Source organism: Saccharopolyspora erythraea, assembly GCF_018141105.1.
Taxonomy (GTDB): Bacteria; Actinomycetota; Actinomycetes; order Mycobacteriales; family Pseudonocardiaceae; genus Saccharopolyspora_D; species Saccharopolyspora_D erythraea_A.
On sequence record NZ_CP054839.1, the window covers coordinates 8,091,413 to 8,116,948 of the forward strand.

Below are 25,536 nucleotides of genomic sequence, written 5' to 3' on the forward strand. Positions count from 1 at the left end.
CTGATTGGATTTCAGATGAATCCCGTGCAGTTGGCGCTGCGCGTGCTGCGGGGCGACTCCCGCTCCCGGTTGTCGGCGGTGCTCACGGCGCTGGGCGTCGCGGTCGGCACCGCGCTGGTCGTACTGCTCTCGAGCCTGCCCAACGCCGTCGACGCGCGCGGGGAGCGCTCCCAGTGGCAGTACGCCGAGCACGCCGCGCCCACCGGCACCTCGCTGTCGAGCGCGGACTTCGTGCGGGGCGAGCAGATCACCCGGCTCGACGTCTCCGGCGACCCGCGCGTCCCGGCGGACGCACCGCGCCTCCCCGCGCCGGGGCAGGTCCTGCTCTCGCCACGGCTGGCCGAGCTGACCAGGACCCTGCCGCCGGGCGACCTCGCCGACCGCTTCCCCGGCGAGGTCGTCGGCACGATCGGCCCCGAGTACCTGCGCTACCCGGAACAGCTCGTCGCGGTGGTCGCGCACCCACCGGGCGCGCTGGAGGCCACCGCCGCCGACCACGAGGGCGGCTGGGCCGCCGCGCAGGCCGGCACACAGGACTTCCTGCTGAAGTTCCTGGCGTGGGTCGGGATCGCGCTGCTCGCGGCGCCGAGCCTGGTGCTGGTCGCCTCCGCGTCGCGGCTGACGGCCGCCCGCCGCGAACGGCGCCTCGCCGCGCTGCGGCTGGCTGGCGCGACCCCGGGCCAGGTCGTGGCCACCGTCGCCGCCGAGACCGCGTTCGCCGCCGTGGCGGGCACCGCGGCCGGGCTGCTGCTCGGCTGGCCGCTGCGGATGCTCGTGATGCACGTGCCGTGGGGCGGCGGCACCTGGCTCGCCTCCGACTTCACGCCCTCGTCGGCCACCGTCCTCGGCGTGGCCGCGGGAATTCCCGCGCTGGTCGTGCTCGCCGCGGTGCTCGGGCTCCGGCGGGTGGTGCGTGCGCCGGTCGGGGCGGCGATGGAGCACTCGAAGAAGGCGCCGAAGGTGTGGCGCCTGCTGGCGATCGCCGCGGCGGCCGCGTTCTTCGTCGTCGGCCTCGCGTTCGCGCAGAAGACCGGCAACATCGCCGTGCTGCTCGCCTCGCTCGTGGTGATCGTCCTGTCGGCGTCGGTCGCCGGACCGTGGCTGACCGCCGTGCTGGGGACGCTGTTCTCGAAGCTGTGGCGGCGGCCGTCGACCCTGCTGGCCGGACGCCGGCTGCGCAACGACCCGAAGGCCGCCTACCGCTCGGCGTCGGGCGTCGTGCTCGCAGTGTTCGTCGGCTCGATGGCCCTGACGCTGCTGCCCGGCTTCGAGTCGCAGGCAGGCGGCGGCCGGTCCTTCAAAGACTCCGTGCTGTACATGAACGTGCCCGACGCCCAGGCCGCTGAGCAGCAGCGACTCATCACCGAACAGCTCGCGCGCGCCGGCACCGACGCGACGGTGGCCACTGCAGGCAGGGTCGTCGTGAAGACGCCCGAGGATTCCTACTCCGGCCTGGTCATCGGCTGCGCCGAAGCGGCCGAGGTCAGCCGCATGGCAGTCGGGGCGTGCACCGGTCCGCCGAGCGTCCGCGCCGATCCGGCGCTGAACCTGCAGGCGTCCGAGCTCCGGGTGGTGCCCACCGGCGGCTACGGGGTGTCGAACGGCCAGGAAGGCGGAGTGCCGGTGCCGCCGGGCACGCCGGTGCGCCCGCTCGGGGGTCAGGACCCCGACCTCATCGACTCGGTGCTGGTCGACCCGAGCCTGGTGCCCGGCGTGCTGACCACCGGTGAGACCACGGTCGCGGTCGCTCCGCGCGGCGACGCGGACCGCGAGGAGGTGCGCACCGCGATGGCGCTGGCCGCGCCCGGCTCCCTCGTCCAGAGCCGCGAACTGGTGCTGGCCGAGGAGCAGACGGTCCTCGGCGACCTGCGCCGGATCACGGCGATCGGCCTGGTCATCGCGTCCGTGCTGGCCGGTTGCAGCGCCGCGATCACGGCCGCCTCGTCTGTGGTCGACCGGCGAAGGACCTTCGGCGCGCTGATCGCGGCAGGCACGCCACGGCGGGTGCTGGCGCGGGCGCTGCGCACCGAGGCCGCGCTGCCCGCCCTGGTGGCGACGCTCGGTGCGGGTGCCGGTGGTGTCGGGGTCGGTTACGGCCTGCTGAGCCTGTTCGAGATCGACGGGGCGCTCAGCCCCTGGATGTTCGCACCGGTCGCGCTCGGCGTGCTGGTCGCGGTCCTGGCGGCGTCGGCGAGCGGCCCGATGCTGCGCCGGGGCGCTTCCGAGCCGTTCGCGGACGAGTGAGCCATGACCAGCCGGCACAACGCCTGACCATTCGCGCTGTTCCTCGACCGGGCGGGCGCCCGGGTGACCCGTCCTCGGGATCGCCCGGGTCAGGACTCCTACCGCTACGGCCGGGGGCTAATGTTCGCGATCGGCATCCTGGCCGCCCAATGGGCCTTCTCGCACTGGTGGCTGCGCAACTTCGGCTGGGGCCCCTGGAGCCGGTCTGGCGCCGCGCCACGCGGTGGCGGCTGGTCCCGTTGCGCCGATCGGTTCGCTGAACCGCCCGCGCGTCACCCTTCCGGCCGGTCCGGTCACTCCGAGACCGGCCGGAGGGCCGGTGCCACCAGCCACTTGGCCGATACGTCCAGCGCCTTCCGACAGCGATTCTGAGTACCGGAAAACGCACGACAACCAGGAGGTTCACCGAAATGTTCACCACTCTGCTGACGGTCGCGGGCACGGTGCTCGCCGTGGGTGTGCTGCTGCTGATGGCGGCCAGCTCGGTACTACCCGACTTCTCGGACTCGCCCCGAGCCCGGCACTGAAGGGGCCGGACGAGGAAGAGTTGATCCGAACCATGTCCAGCACCGCGTTCCACACGGGCGTCCGGCCGGAGTCCCGGTCGTCAGCCCGGTTCGCCGGTGGCCCGGGCGGGCGCCGTCCGGGCCACCAGCGGGAAGCACGCCGGTGCTCCCTTCCTGGCCCGCCGGCCGGCTTCCCCGCCCGCGACGAACGCGGGCCGCTCGGTGCCTTCCTCGGGTGCCGTGCGCAGCCATGCCAGCCGGTGCAGCGTCTCGCTGTGGTGGTCGGTGATGGTGACCCGGGCGGAGTCGAACGAGTACAGCACCGCCCGGTTGATCTCGACGATGGCCCGGTCCCGCCACAGTGTCCGCTCCGAGGTCGTGTCCAGGCCGATCTGGTCAGCGACTTCGCGGGTGAACCCGTAGGCCCTCTCGTCGGCCAGACCGCGGGTGCCGATCTCGGTCCCGACGAACCAGGTGTTGAACGGCGCCGCCGGGTAGGTGATCCCACCGATGAGCAGCCGCATGTTGCTGACCAGCGGAACGCTGTGCCAGCGCAGCCCCAGCTTGTAGAACCACGGCAGGTCCGGGTGCTCCAGGGGCACCTCCTGCACCAGGTCCCTGGGGACGGTGAACGTCCTCGGCCCCTCGTGGGCGGTCTCCACGATCAGCGGCAGGTGGTCGAAGCGCCCCCGGGTCTTCGGCGGCCGCCAGCCCAGCCGCTCCGCGGCGGCGGTGAAGCCGACGTAGCGGGCGTCGCCGAGCACCTCCCCGCCCGGACCCGCGTAGCCGGCGTAGCGCACCACCTGCTCGTTCCAGATGCGCGGCCCCGGCTCGTGCGGGGAGTCCGGGGCGAAGACGCTGATCAGCGGCTGGATGCGACCGGCGTTGGTGGCCAGCCGCAGGTGCTCGAAGCACTCCTTGGCCACCGTGGAGGCGTTGCGCAGCCCGCGCAGGTCGCGCACGAGCAGCCGCCGCCACGGGACGCCGCTGGTGCACCATCCGCTGTCGCGCAGCGCGACGCGGGCGCCGTAGGCGAGCTCCTCCGGGGTGTGCCGGTAGGTACCGGTCCTGGCGATCTCGGCGCGGACCTCGGCCAGCCGCGGGTCCGGCTCCCCGGCCTCCGGGTGGGCGTCGTGGAACGCGCGCAGGAACTCCTCGGCCGCCGCGACGTCGGTCGTCGCCGAACCGGAACCTGCGGGAGCGCTCTGCTGGGCCGGGGTTGCATCGCCGCGAATAGCCGTCACGGACCCGTAAAATAGTCTCGATCAACGGTCACGCGGCACTCTCGCACAGCCAGTCTTTGTTGTGAACTTTCGCAACCTGATCCGGCGATCTCCCAACCGGCTGTGATGTGCATCGGCGCGGCTACCCCACCCCTTGATCGTCCGATCGGGTGAGGAAATCCGCCTAGATGCGCTCGAAGATCAGGTCGTGGACCACGCGGCCCTCGTCGTGGGCGCGGTTCTCGAACTTCGTCACCGGCCGCCAGTCCGGACGCGGGGCCCACCCACCCGGCTCGTCGGCGTAGCGGTTGTGCAGCAGCGGCTGGTCCTGGCAGACCTCGAGCATCTGCTCGGCGTAGTTCTCCCAGTCCGTCGCCATGTGCAGCACACCGCCCGGTGCCAGCCGGGAGGTGATCAGCTCGACCGAGGCGTCCTGGACCAGCCTGCGCTTGTGGTGGCGCTTCTTCGGCCACGGGTCCGGGAAGTAGATCCGCACCTCCGACAGCGACCCTGGCTCGACGTGGTCGCGCAGCAGGACGATCGCGTCGCCGCGCAGCAGCCGCAGGTTGGTCAGCTCCAGCTTCTCGGCGCGCAGCATGAGCTGGGCCAGACCGGGCTTGTAGACCTCGATGGCCAGGTAGTTGGCCTCGGGCGCGACGGCCGCGAGCTGAGCGGTGGTCTCGCCCATGCCCGAACCGATCTCCAGCACCACCGGCGCCCGGCGGCCGAACCACGACGTGGTGTCGAGCGGGCCTTCCGGCAGCGCGGTGACCTCGGCGCCGAGATCCGGCCAGTACTGGTCCCAGGCCCGCTGCTGGCCGCTCGTCATGCGCTCGCCGCGCTGGACGTAGCTGACGACCGTACGACGAAACGGAACCTGCTGGTCAGAGGCATTCACGAGGAGCCAGTATCGCAAACCGCCGATGGTGGGCGGCCATTGCCCGCCGGGCCGCGAGGACGCACGCCGGACGGCGTCGGCCTGGACGGTGGCCGTCCGGCCGGCTCCGGCAGCCGACCTCACCGCCCGTCTGGACGGCCTGCCCGCACGCTGTCGCCCGGCAATGCACCGGCCCGTGTGGCCGGCCGGCTCGGGACGGACGCCGCTGCTGTCACCACGACTCGATCTGCGGCAACGCCGAGAGCAGACCGGGAGCCCGGTCCACCGGCACCGGCAGCGGGGAGGTGTCGCGGTGCGCGGCGAAGACGTGGACCCAGCCGGGGTGCTGGTCGGTGAACAGCACCGTCGTGGGCGCCTTCATCGGGCCGCGGTCGGACGGGCCGTACTCCCAGTAGCCGATCTCGCCGAGCGCGCGCCACGGCACGAACACCCAGCCGGGACGACCCGTCAGCAGGGTGTGGACCTCGTCCTCGAACTCGAACGCCTTGGCCCGGGACGGCAGCTCGCCGCGGTCCAGCGCCCGCAGCCACCACGGCGCGGGCAGCCGCCGCTGCGCCCCCTGGAGCCTGCGGAACAGTTCCAGCACCTGCTCCTCGGGGGCGGTGTGGACCCAGCTGTTGCGCAGCGCCGCCGGCCGGGCCGGCTCGTCGGCGAGCGGATGGATCTCGGTCGCCAGCGACCACTCCAGGCGCGGCACCGGCTCCAGGTGCACGTCGGTCCCGGGTCGCGGGTGCTGCCGGCTCCGTGGTGCCTGGACCGGTTGTGCCTGCGCAGTCGGACGTTCAGCGGAACGCACCATTTGCCCACCCCATCTGCTGTTGAGAAGGTCGCGAGCACACCGCGTGGGTGGCTCCCGAACGGCGCATGCCCCCAAGCGACGCTGGTTCGGGACAAAACGTTCTACCCATCCATTACCACTGGGGCGCCAGAACGTGACACTTCGTGCACAATTGTGTCCAACGTCACAACTTCACAACTCGTTGGGGATGCAACCGGCAACTCGGCTCGACAAGCCGGGCGCTGGACGTTGAAGTGGGGATGTGGACCACACGATGCAACGAGTCGAGATCGACGGCGGGGTCGCCGTCGGGGTGGACAGCTCGGCCTCGTCGGTGCGCGCGCTGCTGTTGGCCGCCGAGGAGGCCAAGCGGCGGGAGACCGTGCTGCACGTGGTGCGAGCGTGGAGCATGCGGACGGCGCCGCGACCGGAGGAGTGTCCGCCCGGGACGGTGCCCAGCACCGAGCAGTACCAGCAGGCGGTCATCGCCGACACCCAGCGGATCGTCGACAGCAAGCTGGGTTCCGAGCCCCAGGTGCCGGTCGAGCTCCACATAGTGCACTCGCCGTCACCGCAGGCGCTGCTCTCGGCCTCTCGCGGCGCCGACCTGCTCGTGGTCGGCCACCGCGGCCGGGGCGGGTTCGCCGGGCTGATGCTCGGCTCGGTCGCCGAGCAGGTCGTGCGGCACGCGGCGTGCCCGGTGCTGGTGGTCCGCCCGAACATCTAGGGCGCGGCCGGAACGGAGCGGGCGCCGGAGGCGGTCGGCTCGCCCTGGAGGAGCCCTGGAGAACCCCGCCTGGGACGCCCTGACAGCCACCGCTTCGAAGAGGCCCTGGACAGCCCCGCCTCGAAGAGGCCCTGGACAGCACAGGGCCCGGGCCATCCCCCGAATGACAGCCCGGGCCCTCCCCCGTCCCGACCGCGGCGCCCCCGAGCGCTTGTGCAGTCGGTCGATCCTGTTGTGCGTGCCGGGCGCGTGCCCGGCTCCACCACCGACCGGTCAGGACGTCCACATCGGACGTCTTCCACCGGATCGGTACCGGCGTGTCGCGCGGCGCTGCCGCGGACGATGCTTTGCGGAGATCCTATCGGTTGACGTGACCAGCCTCTCGGCCGGGAGGGGTAACGTTTCGTTATCTCCGGCCCCATCAGGGATTTCGGCGAAGTTGATCTCGCGCTTCACCCCGATCACATCCGGCCTGGTCAGGCGTCCCGCCGGTTGGCCACCGCGAGCGCGGCGGCCAGCACCGCGAACACGATCGCGGCGAAGTAGGCCAGCGATCCCCACGGCCCGAACGGCATGGGGGAGCCGAACGGGGAGCTCTCCGATAGGAAGTGGTTGGCGTTGGTGAAGGGCATCCAGCGCTGGATGTCGGCACCGATGTTCGGGATCGCCGCCACCAGGTTCTCGACCAGCATGGACCAGATCAGCATGATGGTGATCGCGCCCGCGCTCTGGCGGACCAGCACGCCCACGGCGACCGCGAAGACCGCGCACAGCGCGAAGACCAGGCCGACCCCGGCCACCAGCCGCCAGTCCTCCGCCGTGGCCAGCTCCATGCCCGCGGGGGCGACCACCTTGGCCACCAGCCACGAACCGAACGCGGCCACCTCGCCGACGACGAGCGCCAGCAGCGCGACCACCGTCGTCTTCGCCAGCAGCGCCGCGGTGCGGTTGGGCACCGCCTGGAACGTCGAGCGGATGGTCCCGAACCGGTACTCGGTGGTGACCGCGAGCGCGGCCATCACCATCACGACCATCTGCCCGAACTGGGAGCCCTGCTGGCTCATCGACAGCGTCGGGTTTTCGATGTTGGCCACGAACAGCCAGCCGAAGCCGATGGTCAGGCCGAGCGCGACGATCGTGCACCACCACGGCGAGCGGGTGGAGAACAGCTTGATGCGTTCAACTGCGAGCAGTGTCATTTCACTTCCCTGCCGTGGTCAGCGCGGCGGCGCCGCCGAGGTCCGTCTGGTACTCCACCGCCTGGCTGGTGAGCTGCATGAAGGCCTCCTCCAGCGAGCCGCGCTGGGTGGTCAGCTCGTGCAGCACGATGCCGTTGCGGGCGGCGAGCTCGCCGAGCTGCTCGCTGGTGGCGTCGCCGACCAGCAGCGTGCCGTCCAGCGGCTGCTGGACGGTCAGCCCCTGCTCGTCCAGCAGCGCCCGCAGCTCCCCGGCCTGCGGGGTTCGCACCCGCACCGACGCGATGCTCGCCCCGTCGACGAACTCCTCGGTGCTGCACTGCGCGATCAGCTCGCCGCGGCCGACGACGACCAGCTCCTCGGCCGTCAGCGACATCTCCGAGAGCAGGTGGCTGGACACGAAGACGGTGCGCCCCTCGGCGGCTAGGCCCTGCATGAACCGGCGGATCCAGTGGATGCCCTCCGGGTCCAGGCCGTTGACCGGCTCGTCGAACATCAGGATCTCCGGGTCGCCCAGCAGCGCGGCCGCGATCCCCAGCCGCTGCGACATGCCGAGCGAGAAGCCGCCGGCGCGCCGCTTGGCCACCTGCTCCAGCCCGACCATGGCCAGCACCTCGTCCACCCGGCTCAGCGGGAGGTCGTTGGACCGCGCGAGCCACTTGAGGTGGGCGTGCGCCGAGCGGTTCGGGTGCACCCACTTCGCGTCGATCAGCGCCCCGACCTTGCGCAGCGGGTGCTTGAGCTCCCGGTAGGGCATGCCGTCGATGAGCACCCGTCCCGACGTCGGCGCGTCGAGCCCGAGGATCATCCGCATCGTGGTCGACTTGCCCGCGCCGTTCGGCCCGAGGAACCCGGTGACCTTGCCCGGTTTCACGGTGAACGACAGGTCGTTGACCGCGACCGTCGAGCCGTATCGCTTGGTGAGGCCGGCAGCCTCGATCATGATCACTCCCGTGAGCGGCGGCGTTCTCGCGATTTGCGGGGCCCACTCTGCCGGGCGCCGCCGGTGGCCGTCATCGGTCGATGGGCCAGAGCACAGTCGTCCTCAGGTCGTACTCGCGCGCCCGCGCGGTGACGGTCGTCTCAGGGTTTGCCCGCAGTACCCCTGAGAACAGGCGCGATCAGCCGAAGATGCGGTTCAGCACGGTCGCCAGGCCGTCCTCGGAGACCGGGCCGGTGACCTCGTTCGCGGCGGCGTGCACGACGGCCGGTCCCTGGCCCATCGCCACGCCGTGCGCGGCCCACTCCAGCATCTCGATGTCGTTGTCGCCGTCACCCGCGGCGAAGGTGTCCTCGGCGGCGATGCCCAGCTCGGTGCGCAGCTTCTCCAGCGCCGAGCCCTTCGTCACACCGGCGGGCACGACCGTGACCCACGGCTCGTAGTGGTCGAGCGTGATCGTGCACGCCGGGAGCTCGACACCGCCCATGACGTGGTGCACTTCCTCCGGGGCGTGGCCGACCCAGTTCGCGATCAGCCGCGGGACGGGCCGCGCGACCAGCTCGCCGAGCCCGGCGAGCTGCTGCGGTCCGTGCAACTCCTCCTCGTCGAACAGGCTGCTCACCAGGCTGCCCACGCCGACGCGCTCGGTCGCGTAGATCGCGCCCGGCAGGCGCTCGGAGAGCGCGGCGTGCACGGGCCCGGGGTCGAAGGTCTCCACCGCCAGGACCGAGCCGCCGGCCGCGTCCATCCGGACCGCGCCGTTGGAGCACAGCGCGACACCGCCGGAAAGGCCGAGCCCGGCCAGGATCGGCCGCGTGCCCAGCGTGGTCCTGCCGGTGGCGACCACGACCTGGGCTCCGCTGTCGACCGCCCGCCGCACGGCGGCCCGGACCACTTCGGAGACGGACTGGGTCTCGGGGTCGAGCAGGGTCCCGTCGACGTCGAGGGCGATCAGCTTGGGCTTCCAGGCGGAGGACACCAGTGCAGGCTATGCGCGTCCGGCGCGTGCGCGCCCCGCGACGCGGCAGATCTCATAGTCGGCGCGTCACCGTTCACCGGGACGCACCAGTCCGGTCTCGTAGGCGATCACCACGGCCTGCACCCGGTCGCGGATGTCCAGTTTGGACAGGATGCGGCCGACGTGGGTCTTGATGGTGGCCTCCGACAGGAACAGCCGCGACGCCAGCTCTGCGTTGGAGAGTCCCTTGGCGACCAGCACCAGCACCTCGCGCTCCCGCTCGGTGAGCACGTCCAGGACACCTGGGTCGCGCAGCTCGCCGCCGTCGCCGCCGAGGAAGCGGTCGAGCAGCCGCCTGGTCACGCTGGGCGAGACGACCGCGTCGCCGCTGGCGACCGAGCGCACCGCGGTGACCAGCCCGTCCGGCGGGGTGTCCTTGAGCAGGAAGCCGCTGGCCCCGCCGCGCAGCGCCGCCAGCGCGTACTCGTCGAGGTCGAAGGTGGTCATGACCAGGACCTTCGAGCTGCCCTCCGCGGCGATGCGCCGGGTGGCCTCCACACCGTCGACGACCGGCATCCGGACGTCCATCAGCACCACGTCCGGCCGCAGGCTCCTGGCCAGCTCCACGGCTTCCTCGCCGTTGCCCGCCTCGCCGACGACCTCCAGGTCGTCCTGCGACTCGAGCACCATGCGGAAGCCCATTCGCATGAGTTCCTGATCGTCCACAAGCAGGACACGAGCCATGTTCGCCAGCCTAACCACGGGGGAGCGGCAGCACCGCACGCACGCGCCAGCCGCCCTCGGTACGAGGTCCCGCGTGCAGCTCACCGCCGTAGACGGTGGCCCGCTCGCGCATGCCGATGAGTCCGTTGCCGTTGGACACCGGCGTGGTCGCCTCCCGCCGCGCGCCGTCGTCGAGCACCTCGATCTCGATCCGTTCCCCGTCGTTGGCGGCGTGCACCGCGGCCCGCACCGCGCGTCCGCCGTGCTTGAGCACGTTGGTGAGCGACTCCTGCGCTATGCGGTAGACGGCGAGCCCGATGCCGGTCGGCAGCACCTCGAAGTCGCCGTCGAGCCGCAGCTCGACCGGGAGCCCGAGCCCGCGCACCCGGTCGGCGAGCTCGCGCAGGCCGGCCGCGGTGGGCTGCGGGGTGCGGCCGCCACCCTCGTCCGGGTTGCGCAGGACCTCCAGCAGGCCGCGCAGCTCCGACAGCGCGTCGCGGCCGGTCTCGCCGATGGTCCGCAGCGCCTTCTCCGCCATCTCCGGCTTGCTGCACAGGGCGAACGAGGCGCCGTCGGCCTGCGTGATCATCACGCTGACCGAGTGCGCGAGGACGTCGTGCAGCTCGCGGGCGATCCGGTTGCGCTCCTCGGCGACGGCGATCCGCGACTGCTGGTCCTGCTCGAACTCGAGGCGGCGCAGCCGCCGCTCCACCTCGGCGTTGTAGGCGCTGCGGGCGCCGACGAACTCGCCGAGCACCCAGCAGACGGCGGCGACCAGGACGTAGACGATCACCATCACGGTGATCGCGTTGCCCCGGTCGTCGGACGATGGCGTCTTGAACAGGACTTGGGAGGCCACGACCACGGCGGCGAGGAACGTGTACAACGCGGCCGGTCGCCGGCCGGCATAGGCCACCAGCGTGTAGACGGCGACGCACACGGCCAGGCCCGCGGCCCGCACCATCGCGCCGTCCTGGGTGAGGACCATGAGCGCCAGGCCTGCGAGGACCACGTAGGCGGAGGACAGCGGCCACCGCCTGCGCATGCACAGCGGCACCACCGCCACCACACCGACGGCGGCGTAGAGCCACGGCGGGACACCCCGGTCCCCGACGGCCGCCAGCAGCTCGCTGAGGTCCAGGAGCAGGATGAGCGCGGCGATGGTGGAGTCGCCGACCACCGGATGCTCCCGCATCCACAGACTCAGCCTTCGCACTCCGTCGAGGTTAGGCAGGACCCGCCCCTCCGGACGTCATCCTGGCGGCGACGGCGCCGTACACCTCTGGTCGTACGACGGAAGTAGATCAACTCGGGTGGTGGCCGACGCCTGACAAGCGTTCAACCGCCGGCGGGTGCACGCGCCACGCTTGTCGATCGAGACCTCTCCACCGACCAGACAGGTGCTGGCGTCCCCCTCCGCCACCGTCCCGGAGCCCGCAACCGGGTTCGTCCAGATCGGCGCGACTGGCGCGCGGGCCGTGGCAGGATGTTGCGCACGCGCCGGCCGGCGCGGGTGTCGCCGCTGATCGAAAGGGCCGTGGTGGGTACGGGAACCGAGCATCAACACTGGCCCGGTCCGCTGTCGTCCGCCGTGGCCGCGCTTTGCACCGGGCTGCAGCCGCAGGTTTCCGAGCGCACCGCCGAGGGCTTCCGGGAGGTGCTGCGCCGGCTCTCCGCGCCGCTGCAGGTCGCGGTCGCCGGCCGGATCAAGTCCGGCAAGTCCACGCTGGTCAACGCCCTGATCGGGCGCCGGGTCGCGCCGACGGACGTGGGTGAGTGCACCCGGCTGGTGACCCGCTTCCAGTACGGCACCGTCGACCGGGTCGAGGTGGTGTTCCACGACGGCGGCAAGCAGGCCATCCCGTTCGACGCCGACGGCGGCATCCCCGCCGACCTGGGCATCGACCTCGAGAAGATCTCCCACCTCGAGGCCTACCTCACCAACGCGGTGCTGCGCGACCTCACCGTGATCGACACCCCCGGCCTCGGGTCACTGGACGCCGCGTCGGTCGCCCGCACCGAGGAGCTGCTGGGCACCAGGCGCGGCGACGACGACGCGGGCGACGACGACCTCGACCCGGTCTCGCGCAACGCCGTCGCGGGCGCCGAGGCCGTCCTCTACGTCGTGACCCAGGCGGTGCGCGCCGACGACCAGCAGGCCCTGGCGTCCTTCACCGCCGCCACCGCCAGCCGGGAGGCCGGGCCGGTCAACGCCATCGCGGTGCTGAACAAGGCCGACACCATCGAGCCCGACTCGGTGTCGGAGTCCGGCGGCGACGTGTGGACCGCGGCGAAGCTGATCGCCGACAAGCAGGCCCACCTGCTCAAGCCGCGCGTCGCCGACGTGCTCCCGGTGATCGGCCTGCTCGCCGAGACCACCGAGACCGGCGGGTTCACCTCCGCCGACGCCGACGCGCTGCGCCAGCTCGCGGCGCTGGACGAGGTCACCCGCGAGACGCTGCTGATGTCGGCGGACCTGTTCACCAGCTGGGACTGCGACGTGCCCGCCGGGGTGCGGAGCCGGCTGCTGGAGCGGATGGACCTCTACGGCATCCGGCACGCGCTGGCCGCGATCGGCGCCGAGCCCGAGATCACCGCGGGCGACCTGCGCCGCAGGCTGCTGGACTCCTCCGGTCTGGCCGGGGTGATGAGCAGGCTCGACTCGGTGTTCCGCGCCCGTGCCGACGGGATCAAGGCCGCCGCCGCGCTGGCGTCGGTCACCGCCCTCGCGCACGCCTCCGGCGACCAGGGTGAACGCCAGCGCGTCCACGACGGGATCGAGGTGCTGCTCGCCAAGCCCGAAGCCCACCAGCTCCGCCTGCTGGAGGCGCTGACGCTGGTCGCCTCCGGCGCGGTGGAGATGCCCGAGGACCTCGCCGAGGAGGTCATGCGGGTCGGCAGCGCCTCCGACGTCGGCGAGCAGCTGGGGCTGCCCGGCCGCGGCAGGCAGGAGCTGACCGACTACGCGTTGGAGCGCGCGGGCTGGTGGCGCTCGTTCTCGTCGTTCGGGGCGACGCCGGCGCAGAGCCGGATCGCCCACGTCGTGCACCGCGCCTACTTCCTGATCTGGCAGCAGTTGCGGGCGCAGGGGGCGTGAGGGGATGGCCATGCGGGGTTGGTTTCGCCGGTCCGGCACTTCACCCGTCAGTGGAACCGGAGCGGCGTCCACCGCGTCGGATCCGGAGGGAGGGCCGGCCACGGCCCCGGATTCCGACTCCGAGTTGGGGGCAGACATGACCGCGGTGGACACCGACGCCCTCGCCAGCCCGCTCAACCAGGCGCTGGCCGAGCGGGCGACGCTGATCCAGCTCTGCATGTACGCCATGGACCGTGCCCGCAGCAGCGGTGTGGTGGAGCGGCTGTCCGACGGGCTGGGCGGGATCGGCGTAGTCGCGCTGCGCCCGGACGGCATGCGCTTCGACCCCGCCCACCACGAGGCGGGCGGCACCATGCCCACCGACGACCCGGCGCTGGACGGCATGATCGCCGAGACCGAGGTGCTCGGCTTCGCCGACCGCGACCGCGTGCTGCGCGCCCCGATCGTCACCGTGTACCGCCTGCACGACACCGCGCCGCGGTGATCGGAGTGCGCGAGGGGAGACGACGGCGATGAGTGCGCCGAGCCCGGGGCAGGCGGTCGCGACGGCACTGCCGCAGTTGGTCAAGCAGACCCGGGACAAGCTGTTCGCGCTGTTGCGCGAGGCCGACCCCGGGGCCGCCGAGTGGGTGGACCAGGTGCGCCGGTCCCGCCCGGCCACGCCCAGCGTGGTCGTCGTCGGCGAGACCAACCGGGGCAAGAGCTCGCTGGTCAACGCGCTCCTGGAGAGCCCGGGGATGTCCCCTGTGGACGCCGGGGTGGCGACCGCGACCTACCTGCAGTTCCAGTACGGCGAGCAGTGGGCGGGCCTGGCCTGCTATCCGGGTCAGCAGGAACCGGTCGCCTTCCCGCTCGCCGAGCTGCCAGCCTGGTCCGCGGTCGGACACGAGCTGCCCGACGGTCAGCTCCCGCCGCGCTACGTGCGGGTCGAGGCACCGCTGGAGGCTCTGTCGAAGCTGACCGTCGTCGACACCCCCGGCGTCGGCGGGCTCGACTCCGTGCACGGCGAGCTGGCCCTGGAGGCGGCGGCCTCGGCGACCGCGCTGCTGTTCGTCGTCGACGCCTCCGCCCCGTTCACGCGCGGTGAGCTGGACTTCCTTCGCACCGTCGGCGACCGGGTCGAGACGGTGGTGTTCGCGCTGGCCAAGACCGACCAGCACCGCGGGTGGCGGCAGGTGCTGGAGGAGGACCGCAGGCTGCTGGCCGAGCACGCGCCGCGGTTCGCCGACGTCCCGATCTACCCGGTGTCGGCCCGCATGCAGGAGATGGCGGCCAAGGCGCCGAGCGAGCAGGCGGGCGCGATGCTGCGCGAGAAGTCCGGCATCACCGAGCTGCGCTCGGCGCTGGAGCAGCTCGTCGCCGGCCGCTCGGCCATGCTCGGCGAGGCCAACACGATGCGCGCGCTGTCGACCGTGCTCGGTGAGCTGACCGCGAAGCTGGAGGCCGAGAAGCGGGCGCTGACCGTCGGCGAGGACGAGGCGGAGTCGCTGCGCGGACGCCGCGACGAGCTGACCACGGCGCGCCGGTCGTCGACGCGCGGCTGGCAGGTCCGGCTGCGCGGCGAGATCCAGCGCACCCGCGTGGAGACCGGGCACGAGGTGACCCGGCAGGTCCGCGAGGTGCAGAACTGGTTCCGCCGCTCGATCGACGGCGCCGACCGCCAGCAGCTGCCCGAACTGCCGCAGCAGGTCGACATCGCGTTGCAGATGGTCTCGACGCGGGTGGCGGCGATGCTGTCGGCGCGGCTGGCCAGGGTCGCCGAGTCCTCGCTGGCGGAGCTGTTCTCCGCCGAGGAGCTCGACGTGATCCGCTCGCAGTTCGCGCGTGGCGCGCAGGCGCCGATCGCGCTGCGCCCGCCGGACAAGCGCCCGCCGACCGCCGAGGACAAGCTGCTGGTGTTCATGGGGATCTCGGGTGGTCTCGGCGTCGGGCGGGCCGCGGCGATGCCGCTGGCCGGGGTCGGCATCGGCGTGCTGAACCCGATCGTGCTGCCGGTGACGATCGTGCTCGGGCTGGGTGCGGGCTGGTGGATGGCACGCACGCGCAAGCACGCGGCCGACAAGCAGCACATGAAGCAGTGGCTCACCGAGGCGATCGCCGACGCGCGCTCCACGCTGGACCAGCTGGTGTCCGAGCAGCTCATCGAGGCCGAGCAGCAGTTGTCGCTGGCCCTCGACGACGCCCTGACCAGGCGGATCGAGGCCATCGAGGGCGAGCTGCGGGAGGTCGACAAGGCGCTGAAGATGGACGCCGCCGAACGCAGCCGCCGGTTGCAGACCGTCAGCCGCCGGCTCACCGAGGCCACCGCCGGCCGGGAGAAGGCCGAGCAGCTGCTCGAAAGCATCCGCAACCTCCGCGACCGCGCGGCCTGACGGGGGCCGGGCGCCTGCTCCCGGTGGCGCGGAGCGGCCACGGACGGACATGCCTGCCATCGGCAGAGCGGTGCGGACGCCCACGCGCTGCGGACGGGATGTAGGTTGCCGCGGGTGAAGCCGAGATCCGCGGAAGCCGCGAGGTTCGCGAGGGAGCTCGAAGCCGAACTCGACGAGTACCCCGACGAACGTGCGGAGATCCTGACCGATGCCGCCGACCAGTGGCATCGGGCCGGCGACCACGACCGTGCCGTCCAGCTGCTCGAAGAAGCCATCGCGCACGGCGGGGAGGACGGGGCCAACGCCCGCGTGGGGATGGCCGAGGTCCTGTTCGACCTGGGTCGTGACGACGAAGCCCGTGCCCAGCTCGACGCGCTGCGACACCAGCGTCCGCCATCTCCGGTGCCCTACCACCTGGCGGCCGAGCTCCTGGAGGAACGCGCCGACCACCAGAACTCGTTGACCTGGTTCAACATGGCGGTCTCCAGGCTGAGCGAGCAGGAGATGGCCGACCTGGACCACGAGTTCGCCGCCTTCTCCCACGCCGGCAGCGTCCTCGTCGGCCGTCGGCGCGTTCGCGAAGCCCTGGGAATCCCACCGGACGAGCTCGACGAATCGGCGCCGCCGGTCGGCCCCGATCCCTTCGACGACATCGACGCCCTGATCGACGGCCCGGCCGACGATGTGCGACCGCCCGCCGAGGTCCGGGTGCTCTTCTGGCCGCGTGGCGAGGTCGCACGGGCACACGAGATCTGGCCGCGGCTGGTCGAACACGGCGACCCCGAGGCAACCGTCCGCGATCGCGAGCGGGCCAACCGCGAGCTGTCCGAGGCGGGGGTCGGCCGGATCACCATGGTGCCGCTGACCACGACGGTGCTCATCGAGTTCGCAGCGCGCACCGGTGGCGACCCGACCGATGAGACCACTCGCCGGGCCTGCATGGACGAGATCGTCGAAGCGGGCAGGCTGATCACCTGGCCGCCGGCCCGCAACGCCCCTTGCTGGTGCGGGGCGGCGGCGAAGTACAAGAAGTGCTGCGGCCGTCCCCATCTCGACTGACATCCCGGAGGTCCGGCGCTAGTCCAGCTGCTCCTGGATCTGCTCGGTGAAAGTGATCAGCTCGGTGAAGGTGCTGTAGTTGGCGTGCAGGCTGTAGGTGCCACCGGCCGTGACGCCGATCAGCTTGCCGCCCGCGACCAGCGGCCCGCCGCTGTCGCCGCCGTGCGTGGTGATCCGAGGATCCGGGCCGGCGTTCCGGCGCGGTACAGGGCCGCGTCCTCGACAGTGGCCAGCGGCAGGGTTGGCAACGGCATCGGGCGGTCGAGCGTGATGACCGCGACGTCGGGATACATCCGCTGCAGCTCACCGGGCGGCGGCGGGGTGTGCTGCCAGTCTGGGTGCGTCCACACCGACATGACTCCGCGCACCTCGCCGTCGCCGGTGCGCAGGTCGGTGCGCCCACCGACGACGTGCATCCGGTCGGTGGGGTGCTCGTCGACGCAGTGCGCGGCGGTCACGACCTTGGTCGGGGTGACCAGCGTGCCCCCGCAGTGCAGCGCGTCGCCTTCCGGAGCGTCCGGGGTGTCGGTGATCCACATCATCCAGGGGTTGTCGTCGGTGCTTGCCGGCGTGCCGCCGACGATCTTCGGCTGCACGCCGGCAGCGGCAGGTGCCGCGGTGAGGAGGATGCCGAGCGCGGCCGCGACCAGGGCCCATTTCTTCGTCGTCATGCCGACACCCTCGGTGATCGGCGTGTGCGCACGCGTCGGCCCGCGAACTGATCCCCACCGCGACCTCGGCAGTACCCACCGGTCCGGTAGAGCCCTCGACCAGCGAGGACGTTCGCCCCTGGCACCGACCGGTGGCCGCCAGGACGGTGTGCATCTCGGGGAGGTGGTCGCATGGCAGGAGCGGACGACGAGGAAAACCCGGCTGTGGACCGGCACGACCGGGCCCACACCGAACCGGCGGTTCAGGAGAGCGGCACTCCCGACGGTCCGGACAGCGCTGAACCCGACGTACTCCTGGACGTCCCCAGCCTGTCGGTCGACGAGATCGACCTCGAGGTCCAGGACCTCAGGGCGCGGGTCTCGTTGCAGGCCGAGGTGCTCGACCTGCTGAAGCTCAACGTGGGCGCCGACGTGACGCTCGGGCAGGTGTCGCTGACCATCACCGGGGTCGAGGCGCAGGCGCTGCTGAAGGTCCGGCTCGACCGGGTGGCCCGGATCATCGAGCGGGTGCTCGCGACCGTCGACCGGAACCCGCAGCTGCTCGAGCAGCTCGTGCGCGGCGTCGAGCCCACGTTGCGCGGCGTCGGGGAAGCGGTCGGCGAGGTGGGCCGCGGCGCGGGTGGAGCGGTCGAAGAGGTCGCCGGCGAAGTCGGGCGAGGCGCCGGGGAGGCGGTTGGCGAAGCCGGCCGCGGTGCGCGGCGGGCAGTCGAGGACGTCGGACGGGGCGCTGGGGAGACGGTCGAGGACGTGGGGCGCCGGACCGGGCCGGGGGTCGAGGACGTCGGACGGCGCGCCGTACGCGCCGCTGAGGACGTCGGCGCGGCGGCCGAGGAGCTGAGCGGCGAGCCTGGCGAAGCGGCCGGGCGCGCTGCGGACCGAGCCCGCGCGGACCGAACCCGGCCCCGGCGCGAGGAGGAAGCCGGCGCCGAGCGCGCTGAGACCGCACGACCGCGCCGGCGCCCAGACACACGCGCCGAACGCGAGCGCCGGCGCCCCCGGCGCGAACCTCCCCCACCTCGCCGGGGCCGTCGCGGGGACCGGCCGTCGTGAGCGGGCCGGACATCAGCTTCACCGCGACCGTACGGGCGCGAACCCTGCGGTTCCACGTGGACCCCGACGCCCGGGTCGAGTTCACCGGTGAGGTGGAAGGCACGTCGGAGTCGGCCCGCACCGGGTTGCCCGAACCGGTGCGAGCCGAGATCACCTACCGCGACGTGCGGATCGACTACCGGCTCCTCGCCGCGACGCGGGACCCGTCATGACGCCCACAGGTCTCTCGACCCTGGCGGGTTGCCGCGACATGCCGTGACGCTGGTGCCACCGCGCGGACATCCCGGCCGCGCCGGCACAGCTCCCTGGACGGGAGGCGGCCATGACCGTCACGATCGAGAACCTCCGGGACCGCGTCCGCGGCCCCGTCATCACCGAGACCGACCAGCGCTACGACGACGTGCGCAAGGTCAACAACGCCATGATCGACCGCAGGCCGTGGGTCGTCGTGCAGTGCGCCAACGCCGGGGACGTCATGGCGGCGGTCGACTTCGCCAGGGCGAACCGGCTCGACGTCGCCGTGCGCGGCGGCGGGCACAGCGTGCCCGGGTTCGGCACGTGCGACGACGGGGTGGTGATCGACCTGTCGGCGATGCGCGGCGTTCGGGTCGACCCGGTGCGGCGGACTGCTCGCGTCGAGGGCGGGGCGACGTGGGGCGACCTCGACGCCGCGACGCACGCCTTCGGGCTGGCCACCACCGGCGGCATCATCTCCACCACCGGTGTCGGCGGCCTCACCCTCGGTGGCGGCATCGGATACCTGAGCCGCAGGCTGGGGCTCTCGGCGGACAACCTCGTCTCCGCCGACGTCGTCACCGCCGACGGCACGATGCGCCTGGTCGGCGAGGACTCCGAGGAGGACCTGTTCTGGGCGATCCGCGGGGGCGGCGGCAACTTCGGCGTGGTGACCTCCTTCGAGTTCCGCCTGAGCCCGGTCGCCGACATCTACGGCGGGCCGATGTTCTTCGACCTGGACCGCGCGGGCGACGTGCTCCGCTTCTTCCGGGAGTTCATCGCCGAGGCCCCCGAGGAGTTCGGCGGCTTCCCTGGGTTCCACCTCGCCCCGCCGCTGCCGTTCATCCCGCAGAACCGGCACGGCCTGCCGCACCAGTTGTTGGTGACGTGCTGGACCGGCGACGTCCGGGAAGGCGAACGGGTCATCGGCCGGCTGCGCGAGGTGGCACCCGTGGTCGCCGAGCACGTCGGCGTCATGCCGTATCCGCTGCTCAACAGCGCGTTCGACGCCCTGGTGCCGCCGGGGCTCCAGCACTACTGGAAGGCCAGCTTCGTCCGGGAGCTCACCGACGAGGCGATCGAGGCGCACATCACCTACGGGGCGCGGGTGCCCTCCGTCAACACCGCGGTGCACATCTACCCGATCAACGGCGCGTGCCACCGGGTCGGCCAGGACGAGACCGCCTTCGCCTACCGCGACGCCAACTTCGCGAGCGTCATCGCCGGCATGTGGCCCGATCCGGCCGACAACGAGGCCAACATCGCCTGGGTGCGCGACTTCTACGCCGCGACCGCGCCGCACGCCGAGCCCGGCGGCTACATCAACTTCATGGCGGGCGACGACCAGGAGCGCATCAAGGCCAACTACCGGCAGAACTACGAGCGGCTGGCCGCGATCAAGCGCAGCTACGACCCGGACAACCTGTTCCACCTGAACCAGAACATCCGCCCCGGGATGGCCCGCGCGGCCTGAGCGCGGCTGTCGCGCGGGAACCCGCTGCCTCTACTCTGCGTCATAGCTGTGGAAAGCGGACGCGGAGTTGAGGGGTGCGCACGTGTACATCGAGGAGACGGGCGCGAACGACGGCGACATCAAGATCTCCGTCGAGGGCGAGGAGTACACCGCCGAGGCGAACTTCGACCTCGACGGCGACGGGGTCGACGAGACCGTCGCGGTGATGACCGACGACGGCTACGTGGGCTACATCGACGAGAACGCCGACGGCGCCGCCGACGTCATGCAGACCGTCGACGCCAACGGCCAGGTCGTCAGCCAGGCCCGCTTCGACGCCGCGACCGGCGACTGGGTCGCCGAGCAGCCGCAGCAGCACCCGGGCGAGGCCGACCCCAGGCAGCAGGGCGGTGAGTCGATGGTCGTCGACACCCCGGAGGGCGACGTCCAGATCGGCCCGGCCACCGAGGACACCAACCAGGACGGCGTCGCCGACACCGCGGTGGTCAGCACCGCCGACGGCACGCGGCTGGTCACCGACGTCGACGGCGACGGGTCGGCGGACCAGATCATCGACATCAGCAGCACCGGCGACGTGACCACGGCGCACCACACCGGCGACGGGCAGTGGACCGTGGTCGAGCAGGGGCGCATCGACGAGCACGGGCAGTACACGCCGAGCCCGGCCGTCGGCCCGACCGACGACGCTGCCTGGAGCTTCGGCGACCCCGAGCCGCAGGCGCAGCCGGAGCCGAAGCCGGAGGGCGGCGCCGGCCGCGGCGCGGGCAGCTCCCACGGCGGTTCCGGGGCGCCCGCCGCCGACTCGGACACCCTCTGGAGCTGACGCCCCGCCCCGTCCCCAAACCCGCCGCCCGGTGCCCTCCACGCGAGGGCACCGGGCGGTTCGCTTTCTCCGGCGTCGATCAACCGCCGTCCGGCCGTCTCGTTCCGGCCACCCTCCGTTCGCACACGTGTCCACTTCGCCGGAAATTCTTGAGCAACTGGGACCTCGGTCACGGACGATCCATTGCGCCGTTGGATTCTGAATCGATTCCCTTATCGTTCTTGTGAGAGAACCGACAATCCTGATCTGCATTGCGGGCCCTCGGCGCGGTTAGCCTCATTGCATCCCTTTGAATCTGCCCGATCTGCGGGTTGGGCGGAGCTTTCCCTAAAGACCCGATTCCGGGCTGCGGCGCCCAGTCAGGAGACAAGACGCGATGACCTCATTGACCATCCCCGGTCTCGACCAGGCACCGACCACACACGCGCGCCTGCTGTCGTGGGTGCGCGAGGTCGCCGAGCTGACGACCCCTGACCGGGTGGTCTGGTGCGATGGCTCGCAGGAAGAGTGGCAGCGGCTCACCGAACGGCTGGTCGAGGCCGGCACCTTCAAACGGCTCGCGAAGAAGCCGAACTCCTTCTACGCCGCTTCCGACCCCAGCGACGTCGCCCGCGTCGAGGAGCGCACCTTCATCTGCTCCCACGAGGAGAAGGACGCCGGCGTAACCAACTACTGGATGCAGCCGGACGAGATGAAGGCGATCATGACGGAGCTCTACCGGGGCTGCATGCGTGGTCGCACGATGTACGTCATCCCGTTCTGCATGGGCCCGCTCGGCGCCGACGAGCCGAAGCTCGGGGTGGAGATCACCGACTCCGAGTACGTCGTGGTCTCGATGCACATCATGACCCGCATGGGGGCGAAGGTCCTCGAACGCCTGGGCACCGACGAGAACTTCGTGGAGGCGCTGCACTCCGTGGGCGCCCCGCTGGAGCCGGGCCAGCAGGACGTGCCGTGGCCGTGCAACGACACGAAGTACATCACCCACTTCCCCGAGGAGCGCAAGATCTGGAGCTTCGGCTCCGGCTACGGCGGCAACGCGCTGCTGGGCAAGAAGTGCTTCTCGCTGCGGATCGCCTCGGCGATGGCCCGCGACGAGGGCTGGCTGGCCGAGCACATGCTGATCCTCAAGCTGATCTCGCCGGAGAACGAGGTCCACTACGTGGCCGCGGCGTTCCCGTCGGCCTGCGGCAAGACCAACCTGGCGATGCTGCAGCCGACCATCCCGGGCTGGCGGGTCGAGACCCTCGGTGACGACATCGCCTGGATGCGCTTCGGCGAGGACGGCAGGCTCTACGCGGTGAACCCGGAGGCCGGCTTCTTCGGCGTCGCGCCGGGCACCAACTGGAAGACCAACCCGAACGCGATGCGCACCATCGAGAAGGGCAACTCGCTGTTCACCAACGTCGCGCTGACCGACGAGGGCGACGTGTGGTGGGAGGAGATGGAGGGCGACCCGCAGCACCTCACCGACTGGAAGGGCCGCGACTGGACCCCCGAGTCGGACGAGAAGGCCGCCCACCCGAACTCGCGCTACTGCACGCCGATGTCGCAGTGCCCGATCCTGGCGCCGGAGTGGGACGACCCCAAGGGCGTGCCGATCTCGGCGATCCTGTTCGGCGGTCGCCGCAAGACCACGGTCCCGCTGGTCAACGAGGCTTTCGACTGGCAGCACGGCGTGTTCATGGGCGCCACGCTGTCCTCGGAGAAGACCGCCGCCGCGGCTGGCAAGGTCGGCGAGGTCCGCCGCGACCCGATGGCCATGCTGCCGTTCATCGGCTACAACGTCGGCGACTACTTCCAGCACTGGGTGAACGTGGGCAAGGAGGCCGACTCCTCCAAGCTGCCGCGGATCTTCTACGTCAACTGGTTCCGCCGCGACGAGTCCGGCAAGAAGATCGTGTGGCCGGGCTTCGGCGAGAACTCCCGGGTGCTCAAGTGGATCGTCGAGCGCCTGGACGGCAACGCCGCCGCCGAGGACACCCCGATCGGCCGCGTGCCGTCCGCGGACCAGATCGACCTGTCCGGCCTGGACACCCCGCGCGAGGACGTGGAGACCGCGCTGCACGTCGACGTCGAGGAGTGGAAGGCCGAGCTGCCGCTGATCGAGGAGTGGTTCGCCAACATCGGCGACTCGCTGCCGAGCTCCATGCGGGACGAGTTCGAGGCCCTCAAGCAGCGCCTCGGAGCCTGATCCGCGGATCGCTCGTCCGGGTGGTCTTCGGCCGGAGCAACGGCGCTTCGGCGGGTAGACCACCCGGACGTGCCGGTCCGGGGTCCAGCGTGCGCAATCGTGCGGCGCTTTCCCAGGGAGAGATGAATCTCTTTCGGGAAAGCGCCGCTTTTTGCATTCGAAGGTGCGGTTTGACTACGCCGAACGGGTAGTCGCGAAAAACCGGATTCGATCAGCAACCGCTTCCCGGCACACGGCGTCCTATCTGTATCCGCTGTCACAATCAGCGTTCCGAGGGGGTGGAGGGAGGTGTCATGGCTGATCTGGCGATGCTGGCGTTGTCGCTGATCGCGGTCGTCGCGGTGTTCGTGGCGATGCGCGTCGACGACGACGAGACCGGCGAGAAGACCGAAGGCGAGATCGACGGCATCCCATTACCCCGCGGTGAGTCCGAGATCGACCGAGAGGGGAGGCAAATGCTGCGATGAAACGCGCGAAAACGAGCGACGCGGGCGGTGAGGGGAGAAATCCCGCTCACCGCCCGCCTGCTTTCCTGGGTCAGCCCAGGGTGTCCGCCAGCTCGGCGAGCACGTCGAGCAGTCCGGCCGGCTTCGCCGCGGCCGTGCGCGCCTGCTGCGGCTCGGGAAGACCGACGCCCTGGCACGTCACGTCCCGCGCCGGCACGACGCCGTCGACGAGGTAGGACTCCACAACATCGTCGACGCAGGCGTTGCCCGCCGCGTAGACCCCGTGGTCTCCCTCGTCCGCGACGGTGACCATGCGCGAGCCCGCGAAGTCGCGGTGCGCGATCCGCGCGCCCTCGACCGCGGTCGCCGGGTCGTTCTCCGACTGCAGCATCAGCACCGGCGGCACGCCTTCGCCGGTGGGCTCGCGAAGCTCCACGTCAGGCCGGTCCCAGTACGCGCAGGGCTGGAAGATCGTGTTGTAGCCGTAGGTCGGGAACAGCCGTCCCTGCAGCTCCGAGTTCCACACCAGATCGCCGGGCCCACCACGGAACCGCGTGTCGTTGCAGCGGATCGAGAACATCGTCGCGGTCTGGCTGTCCAGCACCGGGTCCTGGCCGTCGGCGACCGGCGTTGGCCGCATCGGCAGCGCCATGGCGTCGGCGCGGGCCATCGTGCGGGCGGCGTCCTCGCGCTGGGGCGCGGTGCCGCCGCGCAGCCCGGCCAGCGCCTCGCCGAGCGACGGGAACGCCTGCTTGCTGTACATGGTCCACAGCAACATCGAGTCGAACGCGTTGTGGTCCAGCGGTGCGCCCTCGGGATTCGGCACCGGGTTGCGCTTCAGCTCGGCGCGCAGCTCGTCGACGGTCTTCTGCACCGCGTCGGGCGTCGCGCCGAGACCGTAGACGTCGTCGTGGGCGGCCAGCCACGGGCGCAGGTCCTCGCGCCACCGGCGCTCGAAGGCCAGCGGCTGCCAGCCGAAGACCTCCTGCCAGCTCCCGGTGAACTGCGCGTTGGAGTCGAGCACGAACTTGTCGACGGCCTCCGGGAAGTAGGTGGCGTAGTACGCGCCCAGCCAGGTGCCGCCCGAGACCCCGTACCAGTTGACCTTCTCGCGCTGCTCGACCTGCCGCAGCAGGTCCAGGTCGGCGACGGTCTGCTCGGTCGTGACGTACCGGCCCAGCTCACCGCTGTGCCGCTGGCAGTCCGCGGCGAACTCCTCGGTGAGCGCGAGCTGCGCGCGGATGCTCTGCGGGCTGCGGTCGCGGGCGTCGAGCGGATCGGTGGCGTCCTGCGGCCCGCACGAGACGGTGCTGCTCAGCCCGGTGCCGCGGACGTCGATGCCGTAGATGTCGAAGTTCTCCAGCACCCGGGTGTGGTTCTGGACCAGCATCGCCAGCGGCATCTCCACCCCGGCACCGCCCGGCCCGCCGGGGTTGGTGAACAGCGCGCGCCCCGCCGGGCCGCTCGCGGGCGAAAGCCGCGTCACGGCGATGGTGACGTCCTCACCGCCCGCCGGGTCGTGCCAGTCCCGCGGCGCGGTCAGCTCGCCGCACTCGATCCGTTCCGAGCCCGGCGGAAGGCCGGGCGGCAGCGGCTGCCCGGGCGGGAAGCAGGGCTGCCACTGGATCCGCTGACCCGCGTACTCCGCCGGTGCCTCCGGAAACGCCCGCGACGGCGCCTGCGGTGGCGCTGGCGGCTCGGCCAGCACCGGCTGGCCGGTGGCCAGCAGGCCGGCCACCGCCGCGGTCACCCCCAGGCCGATCATCAGTCTGCGCATCGATTCCCCTCGTTCGATGGGCGCCGCCTTCGAGTTGGCGGCGTCGTGACCACCCGTGATCACGACGTTCATTCCATCGAGCGAACAGAAATCGAAGTAGAACCAGTAGTCAGCACTTCATGTGACAGATGTCAGCGAATCCCTCA

22 protein-coding genes and 1 pseudogene are annotated in these 25,536 nt (G+C 71.7%); 13 read left to right on the forward strand and 10 right to left on the reverse strand.

All coding sequences use genetic code 11. The features are described 5' to 3' along the window. Positions 1 to 15: 15 nt before the first annotated feature. Both HUO13_RS36525 and HUO13_RS37985 read left to right on the forward strand, forming a co-directional pair. Positions 16 to 2,244, forward strand: a complete 2,229-nt coding sequence (locus tag HUO13_RS36525; protein WP_211899376.1) for an FtsX-like permease family protein — start codon at positions 16 to 18, stop codon at positions 2,242 to 2,244. Positions 2,245 to 2,364: 120 nt separating this feature from the next. Further along, positions 2,365 to 2,616, forward strand: coding sequence for a DUF418 domain-containing protein (locus tag HUO13_RS37985; RefSeq protein ID WP_249124332.1), 252 nt, complete (start codon positions 2,365 to 2,367; stop codon positions 2,614 to 2,616). Between the two features lie 235 nt (positions 2,617 to 2,851). Here HUO13_RS37985 and HUO13_RS36535 read toward each other — a convergent pair whose 3' ends face one another. The 3 genes from HUO13_RS36535 to HUO13_RS36545 all read right to left on the reverse strand — a co-directional run bounded on the left by HUO13_RS36535 (position 2,852) and on the right by HUO13_RS36545 (position 5,583). Then, positions 2,852 to 3,994: a nitric oxide synthase oxygenase gene (locus tag HUO13_RS36535; protein ID WP_211899377.1), complete on the reverse strand. Its 1,143-nt coding sequence runs from the start codon at positions 3,992 to 3,994 to the stop codon at positions 2,852 to 2,854. A 163-nt stretch (positions 3,995 to 4,157) separates the two neighbouring features. Next, entirely contained in the window at positions 4,158 to 4,871 is a 714-nt protein-coding gene (gene trmB, locus HUO13_RS36540) for a tRNA (guanosine(46)-N7)-methyltransferase TrmB (protein WP_211899378.1), read from the reverse strand. 211 nt (positions 4,872 to 5,082) lie between these two features. Next, positions 5,083 to 5,583 carry a hypothetical protein gene (locus HUO13_RS36545; protein WP_211899379.1) on the reverse strand — a complete coding sequence of 167 codons (501 nt, stop codon included), beginning with the start codon at positions 5,581 to 5,583 and terminating at the stop codon, positions 5,083 to 5,085. Positions 5,584 to 5,923: 340 nt separating this feature from the next. Here HUO13_RS36545 and HUO13_RS36550 point away from each other — a divergent pair, with 340 nt between their 5' ends. After that, positions 5,924 to 6,376 carry a universal stress protein gene (locus tag HUO13_RS36550; RefSeq protein ID WP_211899380.1) on the forward strand — a complete coding sequence of 151 codons (453 nt, stop codon included), beginning with the start codon at positions 5,924 to 5,926 and terminating at the stop codon, positions 6,374 to 6,376. Positions 6,377 to 6,852: 476 nt separating this feature from the next. Here the strand turns inward: HUO13_RS36550 and HUO13_RS36555 are convergent, their stop codons facing one another. The 5 genes from HUO13_RS36555 to HUO13_RS36575 all read right to left on the reverse strand — a co-directional run bounded on the left by HUO13_RS36555 (position 6,853) and on the right by HUO13_RS36575 (position 11,388). Beyond that, entirely contained in the window at positions 6,853 to 7,575 is a 723-nt protein-coding gene (locus HUO13_RS36555; RefSeq protein ID WP_211899381.1) for a hypothetical protein, read from the reverse strand. 1 nt (position 7,576) lies between these two features. Further along, positions 7,577 to 8,515 (reverse strand): ABC transporter ATP-binding protein, encoded by a 939-nt coding sequence (locus HUO13_RS36560; protein ID WP_211899382.1) that lies wholly within the window; start codon positions 8,513 to 8,515, stop codon positions 7,577 to 7,579. A gap of 178 nt (positions 8,516 to 8,693) precedes the next feature. Beyond that, a complete protein-coding gene (locus HUO13_RS36565) occupies positions 8,694 to 9,491 on the reverse strand; it encodes an HAD family hydrolase (protein WP_211899383.1) in 798 nt (265 codons plus the stop codon). Between the two features lie 66 nt (positions 9,492 to 9,557). After that, complete coding sequence (locus tag HUO13_RS36570; RefSeq protein ID WP_211899384.1) at positions 9,558 to 10,214, reverse strand: response regulator; 657 nt, start codon at positions 10,212 to 10,214, stop codon at positions 9,558 to 9,560. Positions 10,215 to 10,224: 10 nt separating this feature from the next. Next, positions 10,225 to 11,388 (reverse strand): sensor histidine kinase, encoded by a 1,164-nt coding sequence (locus HUO13_RS36575; protein WP_211903400.1) that lies wholly within the window; start codon positions 11,386 to 11,388, stop codon positions 10,225 to 10,227. A gap of 291 nt (positions 11,389 to 11,679) precedes the next feature. Between HUO13_RS36575 and HUO13_RS36580 the strand changes: the two genes are divergently transcribed. The 4 genes from HUO13_RS36580 (at position 11,680) to HUO13_RS36595 (ending at position 16,721) form a co-directional block, all read left to right on the forward strand. After that, a complete protein-coding gene (locus tag HUO13_RS36580) occupies positions 11,680 to 13,290 on the forward strand; it encodes a dynamin family protein (protein WP_249124333.1) in 1,611 nt (536 codons plus the stop codon). A gap of 4 nt (positions 13,291 to 13,294) precedes the next feature. Further along, positions 13,295 to 13,774 (forward strand): nucleotide exchange factor GrpE, encoded by a 480-nt coding sequence (grpE, locus tag HUO13_RS36585; protein ID WP_432757807.1) that lies wholly within the window; start codon positions 13,295 to 13,297, stop codon positions 13,772 to 13,774. Between the two features lie 28 nt (positions 13,775 to 13,802). Continuing rightward, positions 13,803 to 15,662 carry a dynamin family protein gene (locus tag HUO13_RS36590; protein ID WP_211899386.1) on the forward strand — a complete coding sequence of 620 codons (1,860 nt, stop codon included), beginning with the start codon at positions 13,803 to 13,805 and terminating at the stop codon, positions 15,660 to 15,662. A gap of 114 nt (positions 15,663 to 15,776) precedes the next feature. After that, the gene (locus tag HUO13_RS36595; RefSeq protein WP_211899387.1) at positions 15,777 to 16,721 is read left to right on the forward strand and encodes a tetratricopeptide repeat protein; all 945 of its coding nucleotides are present in this window, start codon (positions 15,777 to 15,779) and stop codon (positions 16,719 to 16,721) included. Positions 16,722 to 16,739: 18 nt separating this feature from the next. On the opposite strand, the pseudogene HUO13_RS36600 reads toward HUO13_RS36595, so the two are convergent. Beyond that, a pseudogene (locus tag HUO13_RS36600) lies at positions 16,740 to 17,392 on the reverse strand (S1 family peptidase). Positions 17,393 to 17,563: 171 nt separating this feature from the next. Between HUO13_RS36600 and HUO13_RS36605 the strand changes: the two are divergent. From HUO13_RS36605 to HUO13_RS36630, 6 genes are all read left to right on the forward strand, one after another. Further along, on the forward strand, positions 17,564 to 18,442 hold the full coding sequence (locus tag HUO13_RS36605; RefSeq protein WP_211899388.1) for a hypothetical protein: 879 nt from the start codon (positions 17,564 to 17,566) through the stop codon (positions 18,440 to 18,442). Next, a complete protein-coding gene (locus HUO13_RS36610) occupies positions 18,439 to 18,654 on the forward strand; it encodes a hypothetical protein (protein ID WP_211899389.1) in 216 nt (71 codons plus the stop codon). The genes HUO13_RS36605 and HUO13_RS36610 overlap by 4 nt, the downstream gene beginning before the upstream one ends. Before the next feature lie 110 nt (positions 18,655 to 18,764). After that, a complete protein-coding gene (locus tag HUO13_RS36615; protein WP_211899390.1) occupies positions 18,765 to 20,150 on the forward strand; it encodes an FAD-binding oxidoreductase in 1,386 nt (461 codons plus the stop codon). A gap of 82 nt (positions 20,151 to 20,232) precedes the next feature. After that, entirely contained in the window at positions 20,233 to 20,973 is a 741-nt protein-coding gene (locus HUO13_RS36620) for a DUF6802 family protein (RefSeq protein ID WP_211899391.1), read from the forward strand. Between the two features lie 376 nt (positions 20,974 to 21,349). Beyond that, complete coding sequence (locus HUO13_RS36625; RefSeq protein WP_211899392.1) at positions 21,350 to 23,167, forward strand: phosphoenolpyruvate carboxykinase (GTP); 1,818 nt, start codon at positions 21,350 to 21,352, stop codon at positions 23,165 to 23,167. A gap of 293 nt (positions 23,168 to 23,460) precedes the next feature. Further along, on the forward strand, positions 23,461 to 23,634 hold the full coding sequence (locus HUO13_RS36630; RefSeq protein WP_211899393.1) for a hypothetical protein: 174 nt from the start codon (positions 23,461 to 23,463) through the stop codon (positions 23,632 to 23,634). Between the two features lie 70 nt (positions 23,635 to 23,704). Here the strand turns inward: HUO13_RS36630 and HUO13_RS36635 are convergent, their stop codons facing one another. Beyond that, complete coding sequence (locus HUO13_RS36635) at positions 23,705 to 25,462, reverse strand: alpha/beta hydrolase (RefSeq protein WP_249124335.1); 1,758 nt, start codon at positions 25,460 to 25,462, stop codon at positions 23,705 to 23,707. Positions 25,463 to 25,536 lie beyond the last annotated feature (74 nt).

Coding starts and splice junctions, on each gene's coding strand:
- HUO13_RS36525 (WP_211899376.1), top strand. CDS start 16: ATGAATCCCGTGCAGTTGGCGCTGCGCGTGCTGCGGGGCGACTCCCGC.
- HUO13_RS37985 (WP_249124332.1), top strand. CDS start 2,365: ATGTTCGCGATCGGCATCCTGGCCGCCCAATGGGCCTTCTCGCACTGG.
- HUO13_RS36550 (WP_211899380.1), top strand. CDS start 5,924: ATGCAACGAGTCGAGATCGACGGCGGGGTCGCCGTCGGGGTGGACAGC.
- HUO13_RS36555 (WP_211899381.1), bottom strand. CDS start 7,575: ATGACACTGCTCGCAGTTGAACGCATCAAGCTGTTCTCCACCCGCTCG.
- HUO13_RS36560 (WP_211899382.1), bottom strand. CDS start 8,515: ATGATCGAGGCTGCCGGCCTCACCAAGCGATACGGCTCGACGGTCGCG.
- HUO13_RS36570 (WP_211899384.1), bottom strand. CDS start 10,214: ATGGCTCGTGTCCTGCTTGTGGACGATCAGGAACTCATGCGAATGGGC.
- HUO13_RS36575 (WP_211903400.1), bottom strand. CDS start 11,388: ATGCGGGAGCATCCGGTGGTCGGCGACTCCACCATCGCCGCGCTCATC.
- HUO13_RS36580 (WP_249124333.1), top strand. CDS start 11,680: ATGTTGCGCACGCGCCGGCCGGCGCGGGTGTCGCCGCTGATCGAAAGG.
- grpE (WP_432757807.1), top strand. CDS start 13,295: ATGGCCATGCGGGGTTGGTTTCGCCGGTCCGGCACTTCACCCGTCAGT.
- HUO13_RS36590 (WP_211899386.1), top strand. CDS start 13,803: ATGAGTGCGCCGAGCCCGGGGCAGGCGGTCGCGACGGCACTGCCGCAG.
- HUO13_RS36605 (WP_211899388.1), top strand. CDS start 17,564: ATGGCAGGAGCGGACGACGAGGAAAACCCGGCTGTGGACCGGCACGAC.
- HUO13_RS36615 (WP_211899390.1), top strand. CDS start 18,765: ATGACCGTCACGATCGAGAACCTCCGGGACCGCGTCCGCGGCCCCGTC.
- HUO13_RS36625 (WP_211899392.1), top strand. CDS start 21,350: ATGACCTCATTGACCATCCCCGGTCTCGACCAGGCACCGACCACACAC.
- HUO13_RS36630 (WP_211899393.1), top strand. CDS start 23,461: ATGGCTGATCTGGCGATGCTGGCGTTGTCGCTGATCGCGGTCGTCGCG.
- HUO13_RS36635 (WP_249124335.1), bottom strand. CDS start 25,462: ATGAACGTCGTGATCACGGGTGGTCACGACGCCGCCAACTCGAAGGCG.